The 21,298-nt window shown below is 69.7% G+C and carries 18 protein-coding genes; 8 read left to right on the top strand and 10 right to left on the bottom strand.

Features of this window, described 5'->3' with window-relative positions:
• The 4 genes from ACFPAH_RS13340 to ACFPAH_RS13325 form a co-directional block, all read right to left on the bottom strand.
• A partial coding sequence (locus ACFPAH_RS13340) for a transposase-like zinc-binding domain-containing protein (RefSeq protein WP_379745979.1) occupies positions 1-239 on the bottom strand: 239 nt, incomplete at its 3' end.
• Positions 240-367: 128 nt separating this feature from the next.
• Positions 368-3,001, bottom strand: a complete 2,634-nt coding sequence (gene cphA / locus ACFPAH_RS13335) for a cyanophycin synthetase (RefSeq protein WP_379745976.1) — start codon at positions 2,999-3,001, stop codon at positions 368-370.
• A gap of 147 nt (positions 3,002-3,148) precedes the next feature.
• Complete coding sequence (locus ACFPAH_RS13330) at positions 3,149-4,621, bottom strand: iron-containing redox enzyme family protein (RefSeq protein ID WP_379745973.1); 1,473 nt, start codon at positions 4,619-4,621, stop codon at positions 3,149-3,151.
• Between the two features lie 140 nt (positions 4,622-4,761).
• Positions 4,762-5,943 (bottom strand): 6-phosphofructokinase, encoded by a 1,182-nt coding sequence (locus tag ACFPAH_RS13325; protein ID WP_379745970.1) that lies wholly within the window; start codon positions 5,941-5,943, stop codon positions 4,762-4,764.
• Between the two features lie 174 nt (positions 5,944-6,117).
• On the opposite strand from ACFPAH_RS13325, the gene ACFPAH_RS13320 reads away from it, so the two are divergent.
• Positions 6,118-7,653, top strand: a complete 1,536-nt coding sequence (locus ACFPAH_RS13320) for an FAD-dependent monooxygenase (RefSeq protein ID WP_379745967.1) — start codon at positions 6,118-6,120, stop codon at positions 7,651-7,653.
• 54 nt (positions 7,654-7,707) lie between these two features.
• On the opposite strand, the gene ACFPAH_RS13315 is transcribed toward ACFPAH_RS13320, so the two are convergent.
• A complete protein-coding gene (locus ACFPAH_RS13315; protein ID WP_312553532.1) occupies positions 7,708-7,866 on the bottom strand; it encodes a hypothetical protein in 159 nt (52 codons plus the stop codon).
• A gap of 214 nt (positions 7,867-8,080) precedes the next feature.
• Here ACFPAH_RS13315 and ACFPAH_RS13310 point away from each other — a divergent pair, with 214 nt between their 5' ends.
• On the top strand, positions 8,081-8,359 hold the full coding sequence (locus ACFPAH_RS13310) for a hypothetical protein (RefSeq protein ID WP_379745965.1): 279 nt from the start codon (positions 8,081-8,083) through the stop codon (positions 8,357-8,359).
• A gap of 90 nt (positions 8,360-8,449) precedes the next feature.
• Here the strand turns inward: ACFPAH_RS13310 and ACFPAH_RS13305 are convergent, their stop codons facing one another.
• From ACFPAH_RS13305 to ACFPAH_RS13290, 4 genes are all read right to left on the bottom strand, one after another.
• The gene (locus ACFPAH_RS13305) at positions 8,450-10,042 is read right to left on the bottom strand and encodes a TerC family protein (RefSeq protein ID WP_379745962.1); all 1,593 of its coding nucleotides are present in this window, start codon (positions 10,040-10,042) and stop codon (positions 8,450-8,452) included.
• A 107-nt stretch (positions 10,043-10,149) separates the two neighbouring features.
• Positions 10,150-11,604, bottom strand: coding sequence for a caspase family protein (locus ACFPAH_RS13300; RefSeq protein ID WP_379745959.1), 1,455 nt, complete (start codon positions 11,602-11,604; stop codon positions 10,150-10,152).
• Positions 11,605-11,649: 45 nt separating this feature from the next.
• Positions 11,650-12,435, bottom strand: a complete 786-nt coding sequence (locus ACFPAH_RS13295) for a hypothetical protein (protein WP_379745956.1) — start codon at positions 12,433-12,435, stop codon at positions 11,650-11,652.
• Between the two features lie 86 nt (positions 12,436-12,521).
• Positions 12,522-13,850 carry a hypothetical protein gene (locus tag ACFPAH_RS13290; protein WP_379745952.1) on the bottom strand — a complete coding sequence of 443 codons (1,329 nt, stop codon included), beginning with the start codon at positions 13,848-13,850 and terminating at the stop codon, positions 12,522-12,524.
• Between the two features lie 211 nt (positions 13,851-14,061).
• Here ACFPAH_RS13290 and ACFPAH_RS13285 point away from each other — a divergent pair, with 211 nt between their 5' ends.
• Complete coding sequence (locus ACFPAH_RS13285) at positions 14,062-14,886, top strand: universal stress protein (protein ID WP_379745948.1); 825 nt, start codon at positions 14,062-14,064, stop codon at positions 14,884-14,886.
• 18 nt (positions 14,887-14,904) lie between these two features.
• Here the strand turns inward: ACFPAH_RS13285 and ACFPAH_RS13280 are convergent, their stop codons facing one another.
• Entirely contained in the window at positions 14,905-15,510 is a 606-nt protein-coding gene (locus ACFPAH_RS13280; protein ID WP_379745945.1) for a CHRD domain-containing protein, read from the bottom strand.
• Positions 15,511-15,877: 367 nt separating this feature from the next.
• On the opposite strand from ACFPAH_RS13280, the gene ACFPAH_RS13275 reads away from it, so the two are divergent.
• The 5 genes from ACFPAH_RS13275 (at position 15,878) to ACFPAH_RS13255 (ending at position 21,281) form a co-directional block, all read left to right on the top strand.
• Positions 15,878-17,554, top strand: a complete 1,677-nt coding sequence (locus ACFPAH_RS13275) for an AMP-binding protein (RefSeq protein WP_379745942.1) — start codon at positions 15,878-15,880, stop codon at positions 17,552-17,554.
• Positions 17,555-17,613: 59 nt separating this feature from the next.
• Positions 17,614-19,053, top strand: coding sequence for an NfeD family protein (locus tag ACFPAH_RS13270; protein WP_379745939.1), 1,440 nt, complete (start codon positions 17,614-17,616; stop codon positions 19,051-19,053).
• Positions 19,050-19,850 carry a slipin family protein gene (locus ACFPAH_RS13265; RefSeq protein ID WP_379745937.1) on the top strand — a complete coding sequence of 267 codons (801 nt, stop codon included), beginning with the start codon at positions 19,050-19,052 and terminating at the stop codon, positions 19,848-19,850. The genes ACFPAH_RS13270 and ACFPAH_RS13265 overlap by 4 nt, the downstream gene beginning before the upstream one ends.
• A complete protein-coding gene (locus tag ACFPAH_RS13260) occupies positions 19,847-20,752 on the top strand; it encodes a universal stress protein (RefSeq protein ID WP_379745934.1) in 906 nt (301 codons plus the stop codon). Before ACFPAH_RS13265 ends, ACFPAH_RS13260 begins: the two co-directional genes overlap by 4 nt.
• 112 nt (positions 20,753-20,864) lie before the next feature.
• Entirely contained in the window at positions 20,865-21,281 is a 417-nt protein-coding gene (locus ACFPAH_RS13255; RefSeq protein ID WP_379745931.1) for a universal stress protein, read from the top strand.
• Positions 21,282-21,298 lie beyond the last annotated feature (17 nt).

The raw sequence follows: 21,298 nt of genomic DNA, 5'->3' as shown, positions 1-21,298 counted from the left end.
CAGGTGCGCCCACATTCCTTGCAGCGATAGCGCTGCAGGCCATTGGCCCGTCCGTGCCGGTACAGCTGCTGGGAGCGGCAGGCCGGGCAAGCCAGCCTGGCCGCGCTGGCCTGCTCGACCAGGTCGGCCACTTTGTCCAGCTTGGCTGCTGGCAGCAGCAAGCCGAGCAATTGCTCGCGCTGGCGCCGCGTCAACGAGGCTATACGGGTGAGCAATTGCTTGAATGGACGTGCTCGCATGGCGCCTCCGGCATCGTGGGTCCCGGTTGGACCTCAGCCGTATGCGAAGATTCCACACTTAACGCGAACAGCGCCAAAATAAAAGGCCCCGCAAGCGGGGCCTTGTTCATTCCATGCCGCGCCGGCAATCAGATCGTCTGCGCCTCGATCTTGTCCGCGCTCTCCGGATCGTCCACGCGCAGCGCGTCGATGAAGGTCTTGAGCGACGAGCCACAGGCGAATACCAGCACGTCGCCGGGCCGGCACAGCGACAGGCCGAGGCGGATCGCCTTGTCGACCTCGATCTCGCGGTGCAGCGTGTCGGACGGCCCGACGACGTTCTCGGCCCCCTGCAGGATCAGGTCGACGGCGCCGCCGACGGGCCGCCCGCGGCTTTGCGATTCGTAGATCACGAGCTCGTCGAAGCGCTCGCCGCAGACTTCGCCGATCTGGATCAGGTCGCTGTCGCGGCGGTCGCCCGGCGCCGTGACGATGCCGATCAGCTGCCCCGGCAGCAGCGCGCGCGCCATCTCCGACAGCGCCGCGTAGGCGGCCGCGTTGTGGGCGTAATCGACGATCACGGTCACGCCGCGCACGTCGAACACGTTGGTGCGCAGCGGGTTGGTCTTGCTGTCGGAGACAAAGGTCGACAGGCCGGCCGCGATCTGCAGGTGCGAGAAGCCGGCTGCCATCAGGGCCGCGCTGGCGGCCAGCGCGTTGGCGATGTTGTAGCGCGCCAGGCCGCCGAACGAAGCCGGCATGCTTTCCACCCGCATCAGCTCCTGCTGGCGCATGCCGTCGGCGATCACGATCGCGTTGTCCTGCACGTAGGTGCCGCGCCCGCCCTCTTCGAGGTGCTTGAGCAGGATCGGGTTTTCCGGATCCATCGAGAAGAAGATCACCTCGGCGCCGGGCTTGGCGCGGCGCACCATCTGGACGCACAGCGCATCCTCGGCGTTGAGCACCACCGCCTTCGAAGCGGACGACGCCACCACGGCCTTCACCTGGGCCAGGTCTTCGAGGCTGTCGACCCCGTCCAGCCCGAGGTGGTCGGGCGCCACGTTGAGCACGACGCCGATGTCGCACTGGTCGAACGCCAGGCCGCGCTTGAGGATGCCGCCGCGCGCCGTCTCCAGCACGGCGAAGTCGACGTCCGGCGCCGACAGGATGGTGCGCGCCGACCAGTAGCCGGTGCAGTCGCCCGCGACCAGGCGCTTGCCGTTGACGAACACGCCCTCGGTGGTGGTCACGCCGGTGCCGAGGCCGGCGACGCGCACCGCGTGGCCGATCATCAGCGTGGTCGTGGTCTTGCCGTTGGTGCCGGTCACGGCCACCACCGGGATGCGCCCGTTCGAGGGGCCCATCAGGCCCTCGACGATGGCGTCGCCGGCGTCGCGCGGCTCGCCCGCGCTCGGGTGCTGGTGCATCCGGATGCCGGGCGCGGCGTTGACTTCGATGACGGCGCCGCCCTGCTCGTCGAGCGGCACGGCGATGTCGCGGCAAACGATGTCGATGCCGGCCACGTCCAGGCCGATCTTGCCGGCGGCGCGCACGCACAGGGCGCGCGTGACTTCAGGCAGCAGGTCGGTCACGTCCTCGGCGGTGCCGCCGGTCGACAGGTTGGCGTTGCTGCGCAACTCGACGCAGACGCCCGGGGCCGGCACGGCGTCCGGCGCATAGCCCTGGCGGCGCAGCATGTCCTCGGCGTGCGCGTCGAGCGAGAGGCGGGTCAGCACGTTGCTGTGGCCGGCGCCGCGCGCCGGGTTGCGGTTTTCCAGCTCGACCAGTTCGGTGATGGTGCTGACGCCGTCGCCGATGACGTGGGCCGGGCGCCGCACGGAAGCGGCGGCCACCCGTCCGCCCGCCACCAGCACGCGGTAGTCGCGTCCCTCGACGAAGCGCTCGACGACGATCCTGCGCCCGTATTCGCGCGCAAAAGCGAAGGCGCGCGCCACTTCCTCGGGCGTGCTGCAGCGGGTAGTGACGCCCTTGCCCTGGTTGCCGTCGAGCGGCTTGAGGGTGACCGGCACGCGCAGGCGGCGCGCGATGCGCTGGGCTTCCTCGACGGTGGTGACGGTGCCGCCCTCGGGCACCGGCACGCCCGCTTCCTGCAGCAAGGCCTTGGTGAGCTGCTTGTCGCTGGCGATCTTGACGGCGACATAGCTGGTATCGCCGGTGGTGGTGGCCTGCAGGCGCTTCTGCTTCGAGCCCCAGCCGAGCTGGAACAGGTTGGCTTCGTCGGTGATGCGCTGGCTCGGGATGCCTCGCTCGTGGGCGGCGGCCAGCACGGCCGCGGTGCTGGTGCCGATCGCGTAGCGCGAGCCGAGCGCGCGCAGTTCTTCCAGGCGCGGCGCGAGGTCGAAGGCTTCGCCGCCCGCCAGCGCCGTGACCAGGTCGGCGGCCAGCTGGAAGGCCGGTTCGGCCAGCTTTTCGATGGCGTACTGGACCACGATGCGGAACTGGCCGGCACGGCCGGTCACCGGGCGGGTGCGGCCATAGCCGACGGCCGGGCCGGCCATCGACTGCAGGGTCAGCGTCACCTGTTCGATGACGCGCGCCAGGTAGGTGCCGGCGCGCAGGCGCTGGGCGAAACCACCGGGCTGCCCCAGCGGCACGAGCTGGCCGTTCAGGTCCGGCAACATGGCCAGCAATGCGTCGTTAAAGCCGGGAATGTCTTTCGAGGAAACGCCGTAAAGGTCTTCCAGGTCGAGCACGCTCAGCAGGCAGGGCGTGTCGGCGTGGATGTTCGGGCCGCGCAGGAAACGTTGTTCGAGGATGTACACAGAATTGCCCCTATGAATGTAATTGTTTTTTTAAATTGTTGCTTTAACCGCGTTCGCGCGCCGCACCGGTCCCCGGCCCAGCGCGGGACGCAGGACCGGCTTCGGCAGTCGTGATGCTGCGGTCGTGATGCTGTGGATGCGCCGGCGTCAGATGTCCAGCAGTTGCGTGTACATGCGCGTGGCCATCAGGCCGGCCGCGCTGTGGTGGTGGGCCGGCGACATCAGCTCGGTGAGGAGGGTCATCGCCTCGGCCTTGCCGGCCGCTGCCGCCACCCGCTGCTCGAGCAGGCCGAGCTCGTTGTCCGCCTCGGCATCGCGCGCCGCGCGGCGGCGGATCAGCCCGCGCTCCGGGTGGCTGCTGCCGCGGTCCTGGTGTTCGCCCAGGTTGTCGAGGGTGCGCTGGCGCGCGCGGTGGGTCAGTACCCGCGCTTCCTTCACGTTGGAGGTGCCCGATGCCGGCGTGATGATCCAGTCGCGCAGCACCTGCTGCTCGTAGGCGGAAAAGACGCCGAACATTTCGGCCCGTTCGCCGTGCACCAGGCGCCAGAAGCGGCTGTGCTCGACGTCCTCGCCGCGCTTGATCCAGCCCGCGCTCTCGAGGGCGCCCAGGAAGCCCGGGATCTGGGCCGGGTCGCCCAGCCAGTCGTTGACCGAGCGGCCCGCGACGCGGCAATAGTCCGAGTGCATGTTCTTGCCGACGCTGCTCTTCTGGGCCAGGATGCGCACCAGTTCTTCCTGCAGGTCGAATTCGGCGATGACGCAATTCGTGCCGGCGCCCAGTTCGTTGAGGCGGTAGCCGTCGAGCACGCGGCGGTAGAAGGCGGCGCGGTCACCGACGCGCGGCATCAGTTCGACCAGCGCCTGCACGGCTTTCTGTGCGTGGCCGCTGGCGGCATTGTCGACCGTGACGTGCAGCGTAAAGTAATACGGGTCGATCCCGAACTCGTTGAGCTCGTAGGAAGTGATCAACAGGTGGAGCGGCAGCTGCTCGTAGCCGAGGTTGTAGCCGATGATCTCGGGCAGCATGCGCTCGGCATTGTGGCCGAGCGCGAGCTGGATCGCGCCCTGCACGAAATGCCGTTCGTCGAGCTGTTCCCATCCCTCGCAGCCATGGGTGGCGAGCAGCTTGCGGTAGATGGTGACATGGTTCTTGCTGGGGGCGCCCTCGCCGAGTTCTTCCAGGTAGGTCTTGATCAGCGGGTGGAAGTCCGGATTGTCCCAGTGCCTGAGCATGCCGTAGAGCCAGGCGCCGTCGACCAGCTTGGTCGGTGCGACCGACTTGATGAAGTTCAGGGCATGGCTGCGGTTGCCGAAATAGCGGCGCGGCGCGCCGGCCTTGCGCCCTGCGAGGTAGTCGCGGTATTCCAGCCCGACGGCCTCGGTGCGGGCCGCCATCCAGCCCGGCAGCTGGGCCAGGGTCGGCGGCAGGTCGGCAGGGATGTCCTGCACGGCGGCAATCTGTTGGCGCAGGAAGGCTTCGCCCTCGCGGGCGTGGCCCAGCGGGTCGGCATACAGCTTGAAATACAGGTCTTTCGCGCCCTGGAGTGCAGCGGCCCTGGCGGGCAGGCTGCGGGCAGCTTGGACGATTTCCGGGAGATCGGTAACGAGGGGTGGCGTCATGGACAGGCAATCGAATCTTGTTGAATAATTATTATGATTATCGTTCCCTGGCCATGCATTGCGAATCGGCACGCAGGCCAAGAAGATGTAAGACGGAGCTTACAAAAGTTACAAATTACTAAGAATAAGGCAGGCGCGACTCAGGCGTCCACGGCCCGGTCGCCCAGGCAGATGCCCAGCTCGCGTGCGGTGGCGACGGTATCGCCCTCGACCGGCACCTCCTTGGTGCGCCCCGCTACCTGGTCCAGCGGCACCAGTTCGATCGCCTGCCAGCCCAGCGCGACCATGACGCCCGTGTGGCCGGCCGCCAGCGCGCGCACGGCGGCGGCGCCGAAGCGCGAGGCGCAGACGCGGTCGAAGGCCGAGGGGCTGCCGCCGCGCAGCAGGTGGCCCAGCACGACGGTGCGGCATTCCTTGCCGGTCAGGGCCGCGAGTTCGCCTTCCAGGCGCGCGCCGATGCCGCCCAGGCGCTCGGCGCGGCCGGCCTCGGCGGCAGAGCGCACCTCGCGCGCGCCGCCGCGCGGATGCGCCCCTTCGGCCGCCACCACCACCGAATGGCGGTGGCCGGCGGCGTCGCGCACGGCGATCGCCTGCGCGACCAGCGCCACGTCGTAGGGGATTTCCGGGATCAGGATCGCATGGGCGCCGCCGGCGATCCCCGCATGCAGGGCGATCCAGCCGGCGTAGCGCCCCATCACCTCGACCACCATCACCCGGTGCTGGCTGTGCGCCGTGGTGTGCAGGCGGTCGATGCATTCGCTGGCAAATCCGACCGCGGTATCGAAGCCGAAGGTGGAAAAGGTGTGGGACAGGTCGTTGTCGATGGTTTTCGGGACGCCCACCACGCGCAGCCCGCGCGCGTGCAAGGCCTGGGCGATCGCCATCGAGCCGTCACCGCCGACGATGACGAGCGCGTCGAGCCCGCGCGCGCGGCAGCGTTCGACGACTTCGAGCGTGCGGTCGGTCTCGGCCAGCACGCCGTCCCGCCCCGGGGTCGGGTAGCGCAGCGGATTGCCGCGGTTGGTGCTGCCGAGGATGGTGCCGCCCAGGTGGCCGATCGCGTGCACGTCGGCCGGGCCCAGGCGCCAGACCGGTTCGCCGGCGCAGTCGCCGGGGGCGAGCAGCCCGTTGAAGCCGTCGCGGATGCCGTAGCACTCCCAGCCCAGCCGCTCGCTGGCCAGCACCACCGAGCGGATCACGGCATTCAGTCCGGGCGCGTCGCCGCCGCCGGTCAGCAGGCCAATGCGGCCGATGCGGCCGATGCGGCCGCCTCGGCCGATATCGGCGCCGCGGTGTCCCTGCTTGCCTGGATGGACTGCCATGTCTGCCCTCCGCGTGTGCTAGCCCGGCCGGCCCTGCGTGTGCCCCGGGATTGCGTTCCACATTAGCACGGCCGCGCGCGCCGCCGCGCCCGGATCGGCGGTGCCATCCAATCGTGCGCACTGGCGCGCCGGCGCCAGCGGCGTAGCATGCAAGGTGCATACCGGGAGAGCGCGATGGCGCAGACGCAGACCGAGGTATTGATCGTCGGGGCCGGCCCGAGTGGGCTGGTGCTGGCCCTGTGGCTGAGCGCGCTCGGCGTCGCGGTGCGCATCGTCGATACGGCAAGCAGCCCGGGCACGACCTCGCGCGCACTGGCGGTCCAGGCGCGCACCCTCGAACTCTACCGCCAGCTCGACCTGGCCGGCGCCGTCATCGAGGACGGCTACCCGGTGGCCGCCGCCAACCTCTGGGCCGAGGGCGAGCACCGGGCGCGGATCGAACTGGGCGCGATCGGCGCCGGACTCACGCCCTACCCCTTCCTGCAGATCTACCCGCAAGACCGCCACGAACGCCTGCTGCAGGCACGCCTGGCGCAGGCCGGCGTGCGGGTCGAGCGCAATTGCACGCTCACCGGTTTCGAGGAGACCGGGGGCGCCGTCCTGGCGCGGCTGGAAACGGCCGACGGCAGCGAGCAGCACTGCGAGGCCAGCTATATTGCCGGCTGCGACGGCGCGCACTCGGCAGTACGCAATATCGTCGGTGCGGGCTTTCCCGGCGGCACCTACCGGCAGGTCTTCTATGTCGCCGACATCGAGGGCGAGGGCCCGGCGCTCAACGGCGAACTGCACGTCGATCTCGACGAGTCCGACCTCCTGGCCGTGTTCGCGATGGGGCCGCGCGGGCGGGCGCGGCTGGTCGGCACCGTCCGCGACGAGCGCGCCGGGCATCCCGAACACCTGGATTTTAGCGACGTCAGCGCGCGTGCCATCGAGAACCTGATGATCACGGTGAGCAAGGTCAACTGGTTCTCGACCTACCGCGTGCACCACCGCGTGGCCGAGCGTTTCCGGCGCCGGCGCGCCTTCCTGGTCGGCGACGCCTGCCACATCCATAGCCCGGCCGGCGGCCAGGGCATGAACACGGGCATCGGCGACGCCATCAACCTGGCCTGGAAGCTCGCCGCCGTGCTGCACGAGGGCGCGCCCGACAGCCTGCTCGACAGCTACGAGGCCGAGCGGCGGCCGTTCGCGCAGCGCCTGGTACATACCACCGACCGGGTGTTCAGCTTCGCCACCGCCGACGGCCCGGTCGCGGAGGTGGTGCGCACCGGCGTGGTGCCGCGCGTCATGCCGCTGGTAGCGCGCCTGCCGGCGGCGCGCCAATACCTGTTCCGCACGATTTCCCAGACCCTGGTGCACTACCGGCACGCCCCGCTGAACGAGGGCAGCGCCGGTAAGGTCCATGGCGGCGACCGCCTGCCCTGGGTGAGGATCGACGGCGGCGACAATTTCGCGCCCCTGCCGCGGCCTGGCTGGCAGGCGCATGTGTACGGCGCCGCCCAGCCAGGGGCGGCCCACTGGTGCGCGCAGCACCGGGTCCACCTGCGCCAGTATCCGTGGCGCGAGCAGTTCCGCGCCGCCGGGCTGGCGCGCGACGCCTTCTACCTGCTGCGCCCGGACACCTATGTCGCGCTGGCCGCCGGGACGCCCGACCCGCGCCTGTTCGACGGCTACCTGCGTGCCAACGGCTTGTTGCAGCGGGGTGCCTGATACATCGTCAGCTACAACGCCGGGCCCGGCCGGCTTGCCAGGCGCTGCCTGCGATCAGTGCTTCTTGCCGCCGCCGGACACCTTGTTTTCCGTGGCCCAGGCGCGGCGCTTGGCTTCGGCCGGGGGCGTGCCGCGCTTTTCGTAGCTTTCCTCGATGTGCTTGGCCTGGCGCTTCTGCTTGTCGGTGTACGAGGATTTATCTCCCTGTGGCATGGCGTTTCCTCCTGTGCTGGGGTGGATGGCGGGACCGCCGCGCAAGGGCGGGCACCCGCTGCCGACCTTAGCACTGCCGCGGCGTGCCGTGCGCACGTTTGGCCCTGGCGGGATCGAATTTACGACAGGCAAAGCTGCGCCGCCTCAGCCGGATTGGGGGGATGATCGGGTCACCAGGCCCGCGCCCGCGGCAACCCCCTCTCTCTGGAGCACCATGGAACTCACAGTCAACAACAGCGCACCGCCCGCCACCCGTGTCACCGTCTTCGCCGAACTGCAGGACGGCAGTTTCGCCGGCAAGGTCATGGCCGAAACCGACGTCCCCTACACGCCTTATTTCGAGAACGAAGTCGACCAGGTGATCGTCTACATCGCGCCCGACGAGGAGCAGCTGCGCGCCATCCTGGCGGCGCTCAACGAGCGGCGCCTGCCGTTCGGGGACTTGCAGAACTACGGGTCGGCGGCCGGCGGGAGCTCGACGATTCCGGTGTAGCCGAAAGACGCATGCGGCGGCGCGGCCGGTCGGCCTGCGCCTGGACGCGTGGACGGCGGAGCCGTCCACCCTGCGGCTGCATTTCGCCGCTCAGGCCGAGCGCGCCCGCCTGCCGTTGCCCTTCTGGTCGCCCGTGCTGCGCAGCGGCGGCGCCTGGCGCGTCACCAGCACGGTGGCGATGCGCCGCTCGACCACTTCCACCACCTCGAAGCGCAGCTGCTCCAGTTCGACCGCCTGGCCGGGGGCCGGCAGCGCGCCGAAATGCTCGAGCATGAAGCCGGCCAGCGAGCTGTAGTCGTCGGTCGGGCTGACCAGGGACTCGGTGCCGAGCACCTGCTGCAGGTGGTGCAGGTCGGCCGCGCCGTCGACGCGCCAGCGGTCCGGGGCTTCCTGGACCACGGCCGGCTGTTCGTCCTCGTCCGGAAAATCGCCGGCGATCGCCTCTAACAGGTCGATCGGCGTCACCAGGCCCTGCAGCGTGCCGTATTCGTCGGCGATCAGCACCAGCTGGCCGTGCGAGCGCTTGAGCGTCTCCATCACCTTCAGCACGTCGCCCGATTCGGGCAGGATGATCGGCGCGCGCAGGTGGGCCGGATCGATGCGCCCGCCCAGCGCCAGGTCGGCCATCAGGTCGCGCGCGCGCACCACGCCGAGGATGTCGTCGAGTTGCCCCTTGCACACCGGGAAGAAGCTGTGCGGCGTTTCCATGATCTGGTCGCGGATGGCCTGGGCGCCGGCGTCGATGTCGATCCAGGTGATGTCCGAGCGGTTGGTCATGATCGAGCGGATCGAGCGCTGCGACAGGCTCAGCACGCCGCTGACCATGTTGCGCTCGGCAGGCTCGAAGGCGGCCGGGGGCGCGTCGGCGTCCTGCGCGGCGGCGCCCGCGCCCGGGGCCGCCGTCCCTTTTGCGCCGAGCATGCGCAGGATGGCGTCGGCGGTGCGCTCGCGCAGCGGCATGCGCGCTTCCTCCTTGGCGACGTTGCGCCGCGCCAGCTGGTTCAGCGCCTCGATCAGCACCGAGAAACCGATCGCGGCGTACAGGTAGCCCTTCGGGATGTGGAAGCCGAAGCCCTCGGCGATCAGGGACAGGCCGATCATCAGCAGGAAACTCAGGCACAGCACGACCACGGTCGGATGGGCATTGACGAAACGGGTCAGCGGCTTGGACGCGAACAGCATCACGCCCATCGACACGATCACCGCCGCCATCATGACGCCGAGCTCGTCGACCATGCCGACCGCGGTGATCACGGAATCGAGGGAAAACACGGCGTCGAGCGCGATGATCTGGGCCACGACAACGCCGAAACCCGCGTACTCGGCCGGCCCGGCATGGGTGACGGCCACGCCCTCGACTCGCTCGTGCAGCTCCATCGTCGCCTTGAACAGCAGGAACAGGCCGCCGAGCAGCAGGATCAGGTCGCGCCCCGACATCGACACGCTGCCGATGGTGAACAAGGGCGCGGTCAGTGTGACGATCCAGGAGATCATGGTCAGCAGGCCGATGCGCATCAGCATCGCCAGCGACAGGCCGAGCACGCGCGCCCGGTCGCGCTGTTCGGGCGGCAGCTTGTCGGCCAGGATCGCGATGAAGATCAGGTTATCGATGCCGAGGACGATCTCGAGGACAACCAGGGTGAAGAAACCTATCCAGATGTTCGGATCGGATAACCATTCCATGTCGTGTCCCGCCGCGCGTCGTGATGTTAGCCGTAACATAGCCGGGCCGTGCAATCCGGGGCGCACGGGTGCGGCTGCGCATCGGCCCCGAACGCATTCACGCGCGTTCAGCCGGGTCGATCCTGAAATGGAGCCGGGGCGACGGCCTTCCTGGCACGTTGCAGGAGCGCGCTACGTTTTTCGAGACCGATCAGCCCTCCGGACACCTGTCGGGTGAAGCTCGCCAGATCGTCGTTCTCCGCCGCCAGCGCCAGTTTCTGGCTGCTCCACAGGTTCAGGGCGACGGCAATCCCGGTTTCAGGATCGTTGACAAGGTCGGGAGCCGCGGCCAGGTCGACACCGATCATGCGGCCTATCCTCTCGTACATGCCCCTGCCGGTGATCCCCACATAACCGCGTCCGCGGTAGCGCCAACCGTCCCCGCTACTTTCGTCGCCGTTGCCCATCCGGTTCGCGTACAGGCGATTGGCGATGAGCTCGGGCCGGCCCGCATAGCGCGCGGCGATATCGTCAGTCGGATAACGGGACGGAAACAGGGTGCGCAGCCGCGATGCCGAAAAACGCAGGTTCTCCGTCTCGGCCCGGAAGTTCGACGATTCGAACGAGAGCCACGCGAGGAAATACGCGAGCTGCGCAGGGGTTACGATGCCGGCCTGCGCAAGCAGGTCGCGCCGTGCGAGCAGCGCATCGACGAAGCTCGTGCGGCCGCCGGTAAATGCCATCAGCCGGCCCCGGTCCAGCGCCTGTAGCAAAGCCGGCAACACCGTGTCGGCACGGGGCGGAACGAGCCGGATCGCCGGGACGCCGGTGAAGGCGGCAAGGCCGATGCTCCAGCGCGGCGCCCGCGCCAGGCCATTGATGTATTCCGGTGCCTGGCCGCCGTCCGTATCGACATAGACCTTGCCCTGTACGTCATCGAAAAGCTCGGCGACGGAACGCTGTACGTCCTGCCTCAAGCCTTCGAGCAGTCGCTTGCTGAACGGGCTGCCGTCCTGCCCGGCGTCCTCCGCGGTCATGTTCGGGCTCGTCGCCATGGCCAGCAGCATATTGCCCTGCCGCCCGATGTCGTGCAGGCCGCGCGGAACGTCGACCGACTGGTCTCGGGAGAACCAGTCGCGGCACGCATCCAGGACCACGATGTTGACGGGGTTGTTGGCGCGCACCATATCGGCCAGCACGCGCTGCAGAGGAACGGCCTGGGTGCGCAGTTGCGCCGGAGTCGACGCATTCGCGTCCGTGGGAATCAGGTAGTTGATCTGCGCAACGTCCTGGGCTGCGTGTCCGGAATAGTAGAAGAAGGCCACCGGCCCCTGTGCCTCCCTGCGTATCCGCGCGCCGAACTGCGACAGCGCCGTCTCGAGCGCGTTTCGGTCCAGGTCGACGCGGTAGGAGACCTCGAAGCCAAGTTCTCCCATCCGGGCAGCGATCTTTTGGGCGTCGGGCGCGGCGTTCGCCAGAGGTGTCTTCCATGCGTACTTCGAGTTCCCGATCACCAGCGCGATTCGTTTGACCGGCTCCTGCGGCGGCGCGCCAGTGGCCGGGTTTGCCAGCAGCAGGATCACGATGGCCGGCGCGCAGGACAGCCGTGTAAAGCGGCATCGCATCGGTCACCCAAGACCCATCTCGAACAGTCGCGCCTCGAGCTCGCGGCGAATCACCAGTCCCCTCGAGTCCGGGCTCGTCCACAAGCGCTTCATGCTGCGGATCTGCGCGGGCACCCGGTCGAACTGGCGGTCCTCCATGAGATCATGGATGCGGACCATCTCCGCCCGCGAAGCCTTGTTGCGCGGTATCGCCGAACCGCGGTTGTACACGAGCGATACCAGCGCGCCGAAACTGTCGTCGCTGAGGGCCGAACAATTCGAAAATACGTTTTCGGTCTCGGCGGTCGGATAAGGGAGAAACTCCAGGAACTGGGTCTGCGCCGCGGACCAGGGCACATCTACCCCGTTCAGCCTGGACAGCATCTCGCGCGCAGCCGGACCGCCCAGTCCCAATGCGGGCTCCAGGCGGCTGGCGGCGGTTGCGCCGATCAAGCCATCCCAGTCGCGATGAAGGATCTCGCGGCTGGCAAACCGCAAATCGTAGCCGATGCCGATCGTCACGCCCGATTCCCCCCTGGGCCAGATGGCCCCCCGATACAGGCGCTCGTAGCGTCGGGGACTGCCGACCTCCAGGTCGACGATCATCTGGATGGCACGGCGGGAAATCTTGCGCGGCGACTTCGCTCCCCTGCCGACACCGCGCGGAACCGACAGGTCGCGATACTGCCATGCGTCTTCGACCAGGGTCGGATCGCTGTCGAACAGCGCCAGCAGGGCATCGAATGTCCCGGCATTGGTGTTGGCCTGCGCAGCCACCACCCCTGTCGGCAGAGCCAGGATGCCCAGCACAAAGCCGCGCCTATTCATAGGAAACTCCCCGTGGGGTCGAACTGCAGCCAGCTTACACCGGTGGCACGCCTCTGCGCGGGGCGCCTTCACCTTTGTCGCACAGGTCCAACAGCCTGGCGCCGCGCCTGTCCGCGCATCAGCCAGACGCGGCTACCCTCGTCCGGCCGCAGGCTGCTGTTGACGATGGCAACCCGCCCGCCCGGTCCCGCCGCCAGCTTCTTCCCCAGCAAGCCCTGCTGGCTGCCGTTCGCGGCGCCAGGCGCAGCTTCACTGCCCGGCACCAGGCCGGGCGTGGAAAAGCTGCGGCCGCCGTCGCGCGACAGCGTCATTCCGAGCGCGTGCGGCCGTCCCGCCCCGGGGCCCAGCACTTCCCAGATCAGGTACAGCCCGCCTTCGGCGTCGGTGGCGACGCCGGGATAGGCGGCGCTCTCCCGGCCGGCCGCGTCGGAGACCGTGCGCGGCGGCCCGAAGCGGTCGATGCCACCCGGGGAGCGCGTGTAGCGGATCCGGTAGCGCCCCCCGGGTCCGTCGGCCGCCTCCGCATACGCCAGGTGCAGGGCGCCGTCACGGTCCACCGCCAGGCGCGGCGCGTCGGCATGGCCGGCACCGGGCGCCACGCGCAGCGGCGGGCCGAAGCTGGCGCCGCCATCGGTCGATTGCGCGACGTGGATGTCGGCCGCCGGGTCCTCGCCCACGGTCCAGGCCAGGTAAACCCGGCCGCCGGGCGCCGTGGCCAGCGCAGGCGCCCGGGCCGGACGCGCCGCGCTGCCGGCGACCTGGCGCGGCGCCGTGAAGCTGGCGCCGGCGTCGCGCGAGCGGGCCAGCCACAGCGCGCCGTCGTACTCGGTCCAGGCTGCCACGATGCTGCCGTCCGCGGCCACCGCCAGGTCGTGGCTGCCGTTCGACCAGATCGTCCGGTTCAGGCGGCCCTTGCCGTCGCCGCCGCGCGAGCGCGACAGGTTGAGCGGCGCGGCGAACCGGCGCCCGCCGTCGTCCGAACACGCGAACAGGATCTCGCCGCCATGCGAGCCGCCGGAAAAAACGATTTCCTGCCACAGCAGGCAGACCTTGTCCGGCTGTCCTGGCGCCGCCCCGATGCGCGGCTGCCAGGAAAAGGTGGCCGGACTGCGCGAGACATCGACCGGCTTGCCGTCGGGCCTGCCGTCGGCTGCGGAGAAGCGCTGGAACAGGACCTCCTTGCGTGCCTGGTCGACCCAGGCCAGGGCCAGCCCGCCGTGTGCGTCGAACGCGACGGTCGCGTCGTCGACGTAGTCGTAGCGCGAATCGTTCTGGCGCCACGGGCCCTTTTCGCCGCCGCCCGTGGCCAGCACGGCGGCCGGTGCCCAGGCGAGCTGCGCCGGCGCGCCGGCCAGGGCGCCGGAAAGGACGAAGGCGATGGCGAAACTGGGACGCATGACGGTCTCCCCGGCAGCGGGTGGGCGCACGGCGAGCTTACCGCTTCCGGCGCGTGCGGCGCGGACGCCAGCGGAAGACCCGTCCTTGGCGGCTGCCGATGCACACAAAAAAATTCGAGGGATATTTGATCTGAATCAGCCGTGCGGCTGACGCGGCGCAGCACCCGGCGTAAAGTCGCCCCTGCCCGGACGAGCAAGGAAAGGAGCAGCCATGTTCAAGACGATCATCGTGCAGGTCGACGACAGCCCGGCCATGGAGGCGCGGATCCAGGCCGCGGCTTGGCTCGCCAATGCCCACGGCGCGCACCTGGTGGGCTGCGCCGCCACCGGACTGTCCTGGCCGGCCTATGCGATGCTGACCGGGTCGATGGCCGTCACGCCGATCGACGAATTCGACAGCCTGCGCGGCGCAGCGCGCAGCGCCCTGGACCGGTTCGCCGAACGCGCGAACCAGCTCGGCGTGACATCGACCGAACTGCGCCTGGTCGAGGACGAACAGCGCGATGCGCTGCTGTTGCTGTCGCGCTATGCCGACCTGGTCGTGACCGACCTCGATGGCCGCGGCCCGGCGGCCGTGCGCGGCCTGCCGCACTACCTGGCGCTGCACGGCGCGCGGCCGGTGCTGGCGGTCCCCGCCGCCTACGCCGGCGCACCGTTCGGGGAGCACATCGTCGCCGCCTGGAACGGCAGCGTGCCCGCGCTGCGCGCCATCGCCGCCGCCCTGCCGCTGCTCGAGCGCGCGCGCAAGGTGGCGCTGGCACTGGTCAATCCCGAACGCGAGGGCGACCTGCACGGCGAAGAACCGGGCGCCGACATGGCGCTCTACCTGGCGCGGCACGGGGTGCGGGTCGAGGTCGCGGCCGTGCACACCGCCCTGCCCGTCGGGGCCGCCCTGCTCGAGATCGTCCGCGCCGGCGGCGCCGACCTGCTCGTCGCCGGCGCCTTTGGCCACAGCCGCTACCGCGAGATCGTGCTCGGCGGCGTCACCCGCTACCTGCTCGAGCACGCGGCGGTGCCGGTGCTGTTCGCGCACTGAGGCCGGCGCCGGCCGGCATCACGCAGCCTGCTTTCGGCGGCGCCATCCTGCCAGGCCCGCGGCCCCGAGCGCGAACAAGGCCATGCTGCCGGGCTCGGGCACCTGTGCCGGCTGCTCGGCCAGGAAGCCACGGATCTCGCCGGTGGGGAACGAGGTGCTGTGGATGTTCAGGTAGCTGCGCCCGGCCAGCATGCCGGCCAACAGAGCATCGCGCGCGGCCGTGGTGCTGCCGCCGTTGGCGGCCAGGAAGCCTGGGTTATAGAAGCCGGCGTCGAGCAGGCTGAAGCTCTGGCTGTAGGCGCCGGCCTGGACCCCGGTCGTGAAGCCCGGGAAGCTCGGGACCGCCGTGGCGGGCGGCACGGCGCCGGTCAGCGGGACCGGCGTGCAGCAGTGAATATGGGCCGCGGTGCTGGTCCCGAGCAGGCCGGCGTAGCTGAAATCGACGAGGATCGTGTTGCCGACGTCGTCGACGGTGACCGTGGCCTGCCCCGTCGCCGGCGACGCATTCGGATCGGCTTCGTTCGCGCCGCTCATGGTGGTCGTGAACGTGACCAGGGCCGCGTGCGCCGGCAGGGCGCCGAGTAACAACGCACATGTTGACAAGCTGATAGCAAGACGTTTCATGACGAGTCCTCCGGGAATGGGTGTGCCGAAGTCCAAGCATGGAGCGTGCCGAGGTCTCGCCACGGGGCGTCGCGCTGTCCGATGGTCGACTCCGGTTTATGCACTGTAAATACTTTCGACATCGGTGGCCCGGCTTTCCCGTGCCGCCAGGCAAACCTGCCGCACAGCTTGCAGAGGCCATTCCGGCCGGGCATGCGTTAGACTCGACACTGGGCAGCACCAGTATGAGCGTCTAACAAAAGCTCCATGGCAAAGCGCGGCGTCGACGACAGCACGCCTGTACGGCGAGACGCCGTAACGCAGCCATGGAGGTGTTATCCGGCGCATCAAGCCGCACCGGCATTGGCCACATCGATATGGAGACAGCATGCAACACAGCCTCAGTTACGTCCACGGCGCGAGCGACGTGCCCCTCATCGGCCAGACCATCGGCCCCTTCCTGGCCGATATTGCCGCGCGCCACGGCGCCAACGACGCCCTGGTCGTGCCGCACCAGGGCGTGCGCTGGACGTATGCCGAACTCGACGCGCGGGTGACGCGCCTGGCCGCGGGCCTGCTGCGCCTCGGGCTGCATCCCGGCGACCGGGTCGGCATCTGGTCGCAGAACTGTGCCGAATGGGTGCTGGTGCAGTTCGCCACGGCGCGCGCCGGGCTGGTCATGGTCAACATCAACCCGGCCTACCGGCGCTCGGAACTGGAATACGTGCTGGGCAAGGTGCAATGCGCGGCCCTGATCCTGTCGCCCGCCTTCAAGTCGAGCGACTACCTTGCCATGGTCCGGGACGTGGTGCCCGAGCTGGGCGCCGGCGCCGGCGCGCTCCATTCGAGCAAGCTGCCCCACTTGCGCCACGTGATCCGGCTCGGCAGCGAGGCCACGCCCGGCATGCTGAACTTCGACACGCTGCTGGCCGAACCCGCCGCGGCCGAAGTCGATGCGCTGGCCGCCGTCGAAGCGGCGCTGCAGTTCGACGAGCCGGTCAACATCCAGTTTACCTCCGGCACCACCGGCGCGCCGAAAGGGGCGACGCTGACCCACCACAACATCCTGAACAACGGCTTCTTTGTCGGCGAGGCGATGCGCCTCGGCAGCCGCGACCGGCTCTGCATCCCGGTGCCGCTCTACCACTGCTTCGGCATGGTGCTCGGCAACCTGGCTTGCGTGACCCATGGCGCGACCATGGTCTTCCCGGGCGAAGGCTTCGAACCGCAGGCCGTGCTCGAGACCGTGCAGGCCGAGCGCTGCACCGGCCTGCACGGGGTGCCGACCATGTTCATCGCCCTGCTCGACCATCCGGACTTCGGCCGCTACGACCTGTCGACCCTGCGCACCGGCATCATGGCCGGCTCGCCCTGCCCGGCCGAAGTGATGAGCCGCGTGATCGACAAGATGCACCTGGCGGAAATCACCATCGCCTACGGCATGACGGAAACCTCGCCGGTCAGCTTCCAGAGCGCGACCGACGATCCGGTGCCGCTGCGGGTCTCGACCATTGGCCGCGTCCATCCGCACCTGGAAGTCAAGATCGTCGATGGCGACGGGCGCATCGTCCCGCGCGGCGTCAAGGGCGAACTGCTCACCCGCGGCTATTCCGTCATGCTCGGCTACTGGGGCGACCAGGAGAAGACCCGCGAGACCATCGACGCCGCCGGCTGGATGCATACGGGCGACCTGGCGGTGATCGACGAGCAGGGATTTGCCGCGATCGTCGGGCGCGCCAAGGACATGGTCATCCGCGGCGGCGAAAACATCTATCCGCGCGAAATCGAGGAATTCCTGTACCGCCACCCGAAGGTGCTCGACGTCCAGTGCGTCGGCGTGCCCGACCCGAAATACGGCGAGGAACTGTGTGCCTGCATCGTGCTGCGCCCGGGGATGGCGGCGGACGAGGAGGAGATCCGCGACTTCTGCCGGGGACAGATTGCGCACTACAAGATACCCCGCTATATTCGGTTCGTACCGGGTTTTCCGATGACGGTCACGGGCAAGATCCAGAAATACCTGCTGCGCCAGCAAGTCTCGACCGAGCTCGGCCTGGCCGAGTAAGCGCGCGGGGCGGTTCGCCCGGACCGGTGTGACCACGCCTGCCTTGCCTGGAGGGGATCGTGTTTGCGCATAGAGGATCTTCGCGCCATGCGCGCGCCGGGCTGCCGCCGGCACTGGCAGCTGCCCTGCTGCTCTGCCTGCTGCTCGGGCTGCTGGCCGCCTCCCCGGCGCGCCCGGCCCAGGCTGCGGCCGCCGTCGGCCTGCTGACGGTCGACGGCGCGATCGGGCCGGCCAGCGCCGACTACATCGTGCGCGGCATCGCCCGCTCGGCCCAGCAGGGCCATCAGCTGGTCATCCTCCAGCTCGACACGCCAGGGGGGCTCGACACCTCGATGCGCAGCGTGATCAAGGCGATCCTGCACGCGCCGCTGCCGGTGGTCACCTACGTGGCGCCGGGCGGCGCCCGCGCGGCCAGCGCCGGCACCTATATCCTGTACGCCAGCCATATCGCGGCGATGGCCCCCGGCACCAACCTGGGCGCGGCCACGCCGGTCGAGATCGGCATCGGCGGACAGCAGCCCGAGCCGCGCCCGGAAGGCAAGCCCGGCGAGGCGCCCGGCCCGAAGGACGGTTCGGCGATGGCGCGCAAGCAGGTCAACGACGCCGCCGCCTACCTGCGCAGCCTGGCGCAGCTGCGCGGGCGCAATGCCGACTGGGCCGAGCGCGCGGTGCGCGAGGCCGTCAGCCTGAGCGCCGGCGAAGCCTTGCAGCAGCACGTCATCGACGTGGTCGCCGCCGACGTGCCCGACCTGCTGGCCCGGCTCGACGGCCGCAAGCTCGGCGTGCTGGGGCAGGAACGGCAGCTCGCCACGCGCGGCGCGGCCGCGATCCCCTTCGCGCCCGACTGGCGCACCAACATGCTGGGCGCGATCACCCATCCCGGCGTTGCCCTGCTCCTGATGACCATCGGCTTCTACGGCCTCCTGTTCGAATTCATGAGCCCCGGCTTCGTCGCGCCCGGGGTCATTGGCGCCATCTGCCTGCTGATGGGCCTGTACGCCTTGCAGCTGCTGCCGGTGAACTACGCAGGCCTGGCCCTGGTCGCGCTCGGCCTGATGTTCATGATCGGCGAAGCCTTCCTGCCCAGCTTCGGCGTGCTCGGCCTGGGCGGGATCGTCGCCTTCGTCGCCGGCGCCCTGATGCTGGTCGATACCGACCTGCCGGGCTACGGCATCCCGCCCGGGCTGGTGGCCGGGCTCGGCGTGGCGAGCGCCCTGCTCCTGGTCGGCACGGTGCGGCTGGCCGTGAAAACGCGCAAGCTTCCGGTGACGAGCGGGGCGGCCGCCCTGATCGGGGCCGTGGTCCGGGTCGAGGACGTCGACGCTCGCGGCGCAGCCTGGGTCCGGCTGGAAGGCGAATTATGGCAGGTCAGCGCGCCCGTTTCGCTGCGCCCGGCGCAGGCCGTGCGCGTGGTCAGCCGCCAGGGCCTGCTGCTGCATGTGGTTCCACACGACAACCCATACGACACGCACGGCAAACTACCAGGAGCGACAACATGATCCCCGACATCGGCTTCGGCTTCGGCGCCCTCTTCATCCTCCTCATTCCCCTGCTGGTCGCGGCGATCCGCGTGCTGCGCGAATACGAGCGCGGCGTGGTATTCCAGCTGGGCCGCTTCTGGGGCGTCAAGGGGCCGGGGCTGGTGATCGTGATTCCGGTGCTGCAGCAGCTGGTGCGGGTCGACCTGCGCACCATCGTGCTCGACGTGCCGAAGCAGGACGTGATCTCGCGCGACAACGTCTCGGTCAAGGTCAACGCCGTCCTGTATTTCCGCGTGGTCGACCCCGAGCGGGCGATCATCCAGGTCGCCAACTTCATGGAAGCGACCAGCCAGCTGGCCCAGACCACGCTGCGCGCCGTGCTCGGCAAGCACGAGCTCGACGAGATGCTGGCCGAGCGCGAACGCCTCAACCTCGACATCCAGCAGGTGCTCGACGCCCAGACCGACGCCTGGGGCATCAAGGTTGCCAACGTCGAGATCAAGCACGTCGACCTCGACGAATCGATGGTGCGCGCGATCGCCCGCCAGGCCGAGGCCGAGCGCGAGCGGCGCGCCAAGGTGATCCACGCCGAGGGCGAACTGCAGGCCTCCGAGAAGCTGCAGCAGGCGGCCCAGGTGCTGGCCCAGCAGACCGGCGCCATGCAGCTACGCTACATGCAGACCCTGGGCGCGATTGCCGGCGACAAGTCGAGCACGATCGTGTTCCCGCTGCCGATCGAGCTGATCAGCGCCGCGCTGGAGGGCGGGCGCGGTGGACGCGCCGAGCGCGCCGAGCGTGGCCAGGGGCAGCCATGAGCGGCCCTGCACCGATTCTCGCCGCCACCGACTTCTCGGCCGCGGCACGCCACGCGGCCGAGCGCGCGGCCCTGGTTGCCCAGGCGACGGCGGCGCCGCTCGAACTGCTGCACGTGGTCGACCTGGCGCCCCTGGAGCGCCTGCGCCAGCTCATCGACGGCGCCCCGCCCGACATCGAGGCGGGCCTGCTGCAGGCCGCGCAGCGCCGGCTCGGGGAACAGGCGGCGGCCTTGCGCCAGCGACACCGGGCCGAGGCCGGCACCGGGGTCGCGGCCGGCGCCTTGCCGTCCGAACTGGCCAGGCAGGCCGCCGCGCTGGACGCCGGGCTGCTGGTCTGCGGCGCCCGCGGCGAAAGCGCCGTGCGTTACTTCGTGCTGGGCAGCACCGCGGCGCGCCTGCTCGACGCGGCCAGCTGCCCGGTGCTGGTGGTCAAGCAACTGCCGCACGAGCACTACCGCCGCGTGCTGGTGGCGGTCGACCTGTCGCCGCTCTCGCTCGCCGCCATCGAGGACGCGCGCCGCTTCGCTCCCGGCGCCGAGCTGGTCCTGCTGCATGCCTTCGACGTTCCGTTCGAGGGCTATATGCGCTATGCCGGCGTCGACCAGGCGACCGTCGAGCGCTACCGCCAGGCGGCCAGCCAGGACGCCCTGGCACGGCTGGGCGCCATGCGCGAACGGGCGGGCCTGGCGCCTGGCCAGGCCGAGCTGATCGTGCTGCACGGCAATCCCATCGTGTCCATCATCGAGCAGGAACAGGAATCGGACTGCGACCTCATCGTGATGGGCAAGCATGGCCAGGGCTTGTTCGAAAAGCTGCTGCTGGGCAGCGTCACCAAGCATGTGCTGGCCGGTTCGCAAGGCGACGTGCTGGTATCGGTCCCGGCCAGGGCGGCGCCGGGTTGACCGGGCCGGCGGCCAGGCGCATAGTCGGGCGCACCGGGATCCGGTTCGAGGGGCACAGCCCCGGCCGGCCGCCCGGCACCGGCAACCAATCCAATAAAGCGGAGGAAGGAACATGAAAAAACTGCTTGTGCCTTGCGACGGTTCGGACAGCGCCCTGCGCGCGGTACGCCATGCGGCGAGCGAGGCGGCGGCCGCCGAGATCCACCTGCTGCACGTGGTCGAGCCGATGACCCCGGTCACGCTGGCCGATTCTTTCTCCGCGCGCCAGCTCGACGACCGCTTTCCGCCGCAGGCCGCCCAGGCCCTCGAGCCGGCGATCGCCGCCCTGGAACAGGCCGGCGCCAGGTACATGCTGCACTGCCGTTTCGGCAGCCCGGCGTCCGAGATTGCCGACTATGCGCGCGCGGCCGGCTGCGATGCGATCGTCATGGGGACAAGGGGCCGCGGCGCCCTCGCCAACCTCGTGATCGGCTCGGTCGCCATGCAGGTGGTCAAGCAGGTCGAGGTCCCGGTGACGCTGGTCAAATAGGGGCGGGCCGACCGCAG

The organism is Massilia sp. GCM10023247, assembly GCF_042653325.1.
GTDB lineage: Bacteria > Pseudomonadota > Gammaproteobacteria > Burkholderiales > Burkholderiaceae_D > Telluria.
This window is presented reverse-complemented; position numbering and strand designations above follow the sequence as displayed.

Bases quoted from the DNA above. Each gene is read 5' to 3' on its own strand.
- ACFPAH_RS13330 (WP_379745973.1), bottom strand. From the start codon at position 4,621: ATGACGCCACCCCTCGTTACCGATCTCCCGGAAATCGTCCAAGCTGCC.
- ACFPAH_RS13325 (WP_379745970.1), bottom strand. From the start codon at position 5,943: ATGGCAGTCCATCCAGGCAAGCAGGGACACCGCGGCGCCGATATCGGC.
- ACFPAH_RS13320 (WP_379745967.1), top strand. From the start codon at position 6,118: ATGGCGCAGACGCAGACCGAGGTATTGATCGTCGGGGCCGGCCCGAGT.
- ACFPAH_RS13315 (WP_312553532.1), bottom strand. From the start codon at position 7,866: ATGCCACAGGGAGATAAATCCTCGTACACCGACAAGCAGAAGCGCCAG.
- ACFPAH_RS13310 (WP_379745965.1), top strand. From the start codon at position 8,081: ATGGAACTCACAGTCAACAACAGCGCACCGCCCGCCACCCGTGTCACC.
- ACFPAH_RS13305 (WP_379745962.1), bottom strand. From the start codon at position 10,042: ATGGAATGGTTATCCGATCCGAACATCTGGATAGGTTTCTTCACCCTG.
- ACFPAH_RS13290 (WP_379745952.1), bottom strand. From the start codon at position 13,850: ATGCGTCCCAGTTTCGCCATCGCCTTCGTCCTTTCCGGCGCCCTGGCC.
- ACFPAH_RS13285 (WP_379745948.1), top strand. From the start codon at position 14,062: ATGTTCAAGACGATCATCGTGCAGGTCGACGACAGCCCGGCCATGGAG.
- ACFPAH_RS13280 (WP_379745945.1), bottom strand. From the start codon at position 15,510: ATGAAACGTCTTGCTATCAGCTTGTCAACATGTGCGTTGTTACTCGGC.
- ACFPAH_RS13275 (WP_379745942.1), top strand. From the start codon at position 15,878: ATGCAACACAGCCTCAGTTACGTCCACGGCGCGAGCGACGTGCCCCTC.
- ACFPAH_RS13265 (WP_379745937.1), top strand. From the start codon at position 19,050: ATGATCCCCGACATCGGCTTCGGCTTCGGCGCCCTCTTCATCCTCCTC.
- ACFPAH_RS13260 (WP_379745934.1), top strand. From the start codon at position 19,847: ATGAGCGGCCCTGCACCGATTCTCGCCGCCACCGACTTCTCGGCCGCG.
- ACFPAH_RS13255 (WP_379745931.1), top strand. From the start codon at position 20,865: ATGAAAAAACTGCTTGTGCCTTGCGACGGTTCGGACAGCGCCCTGCGC.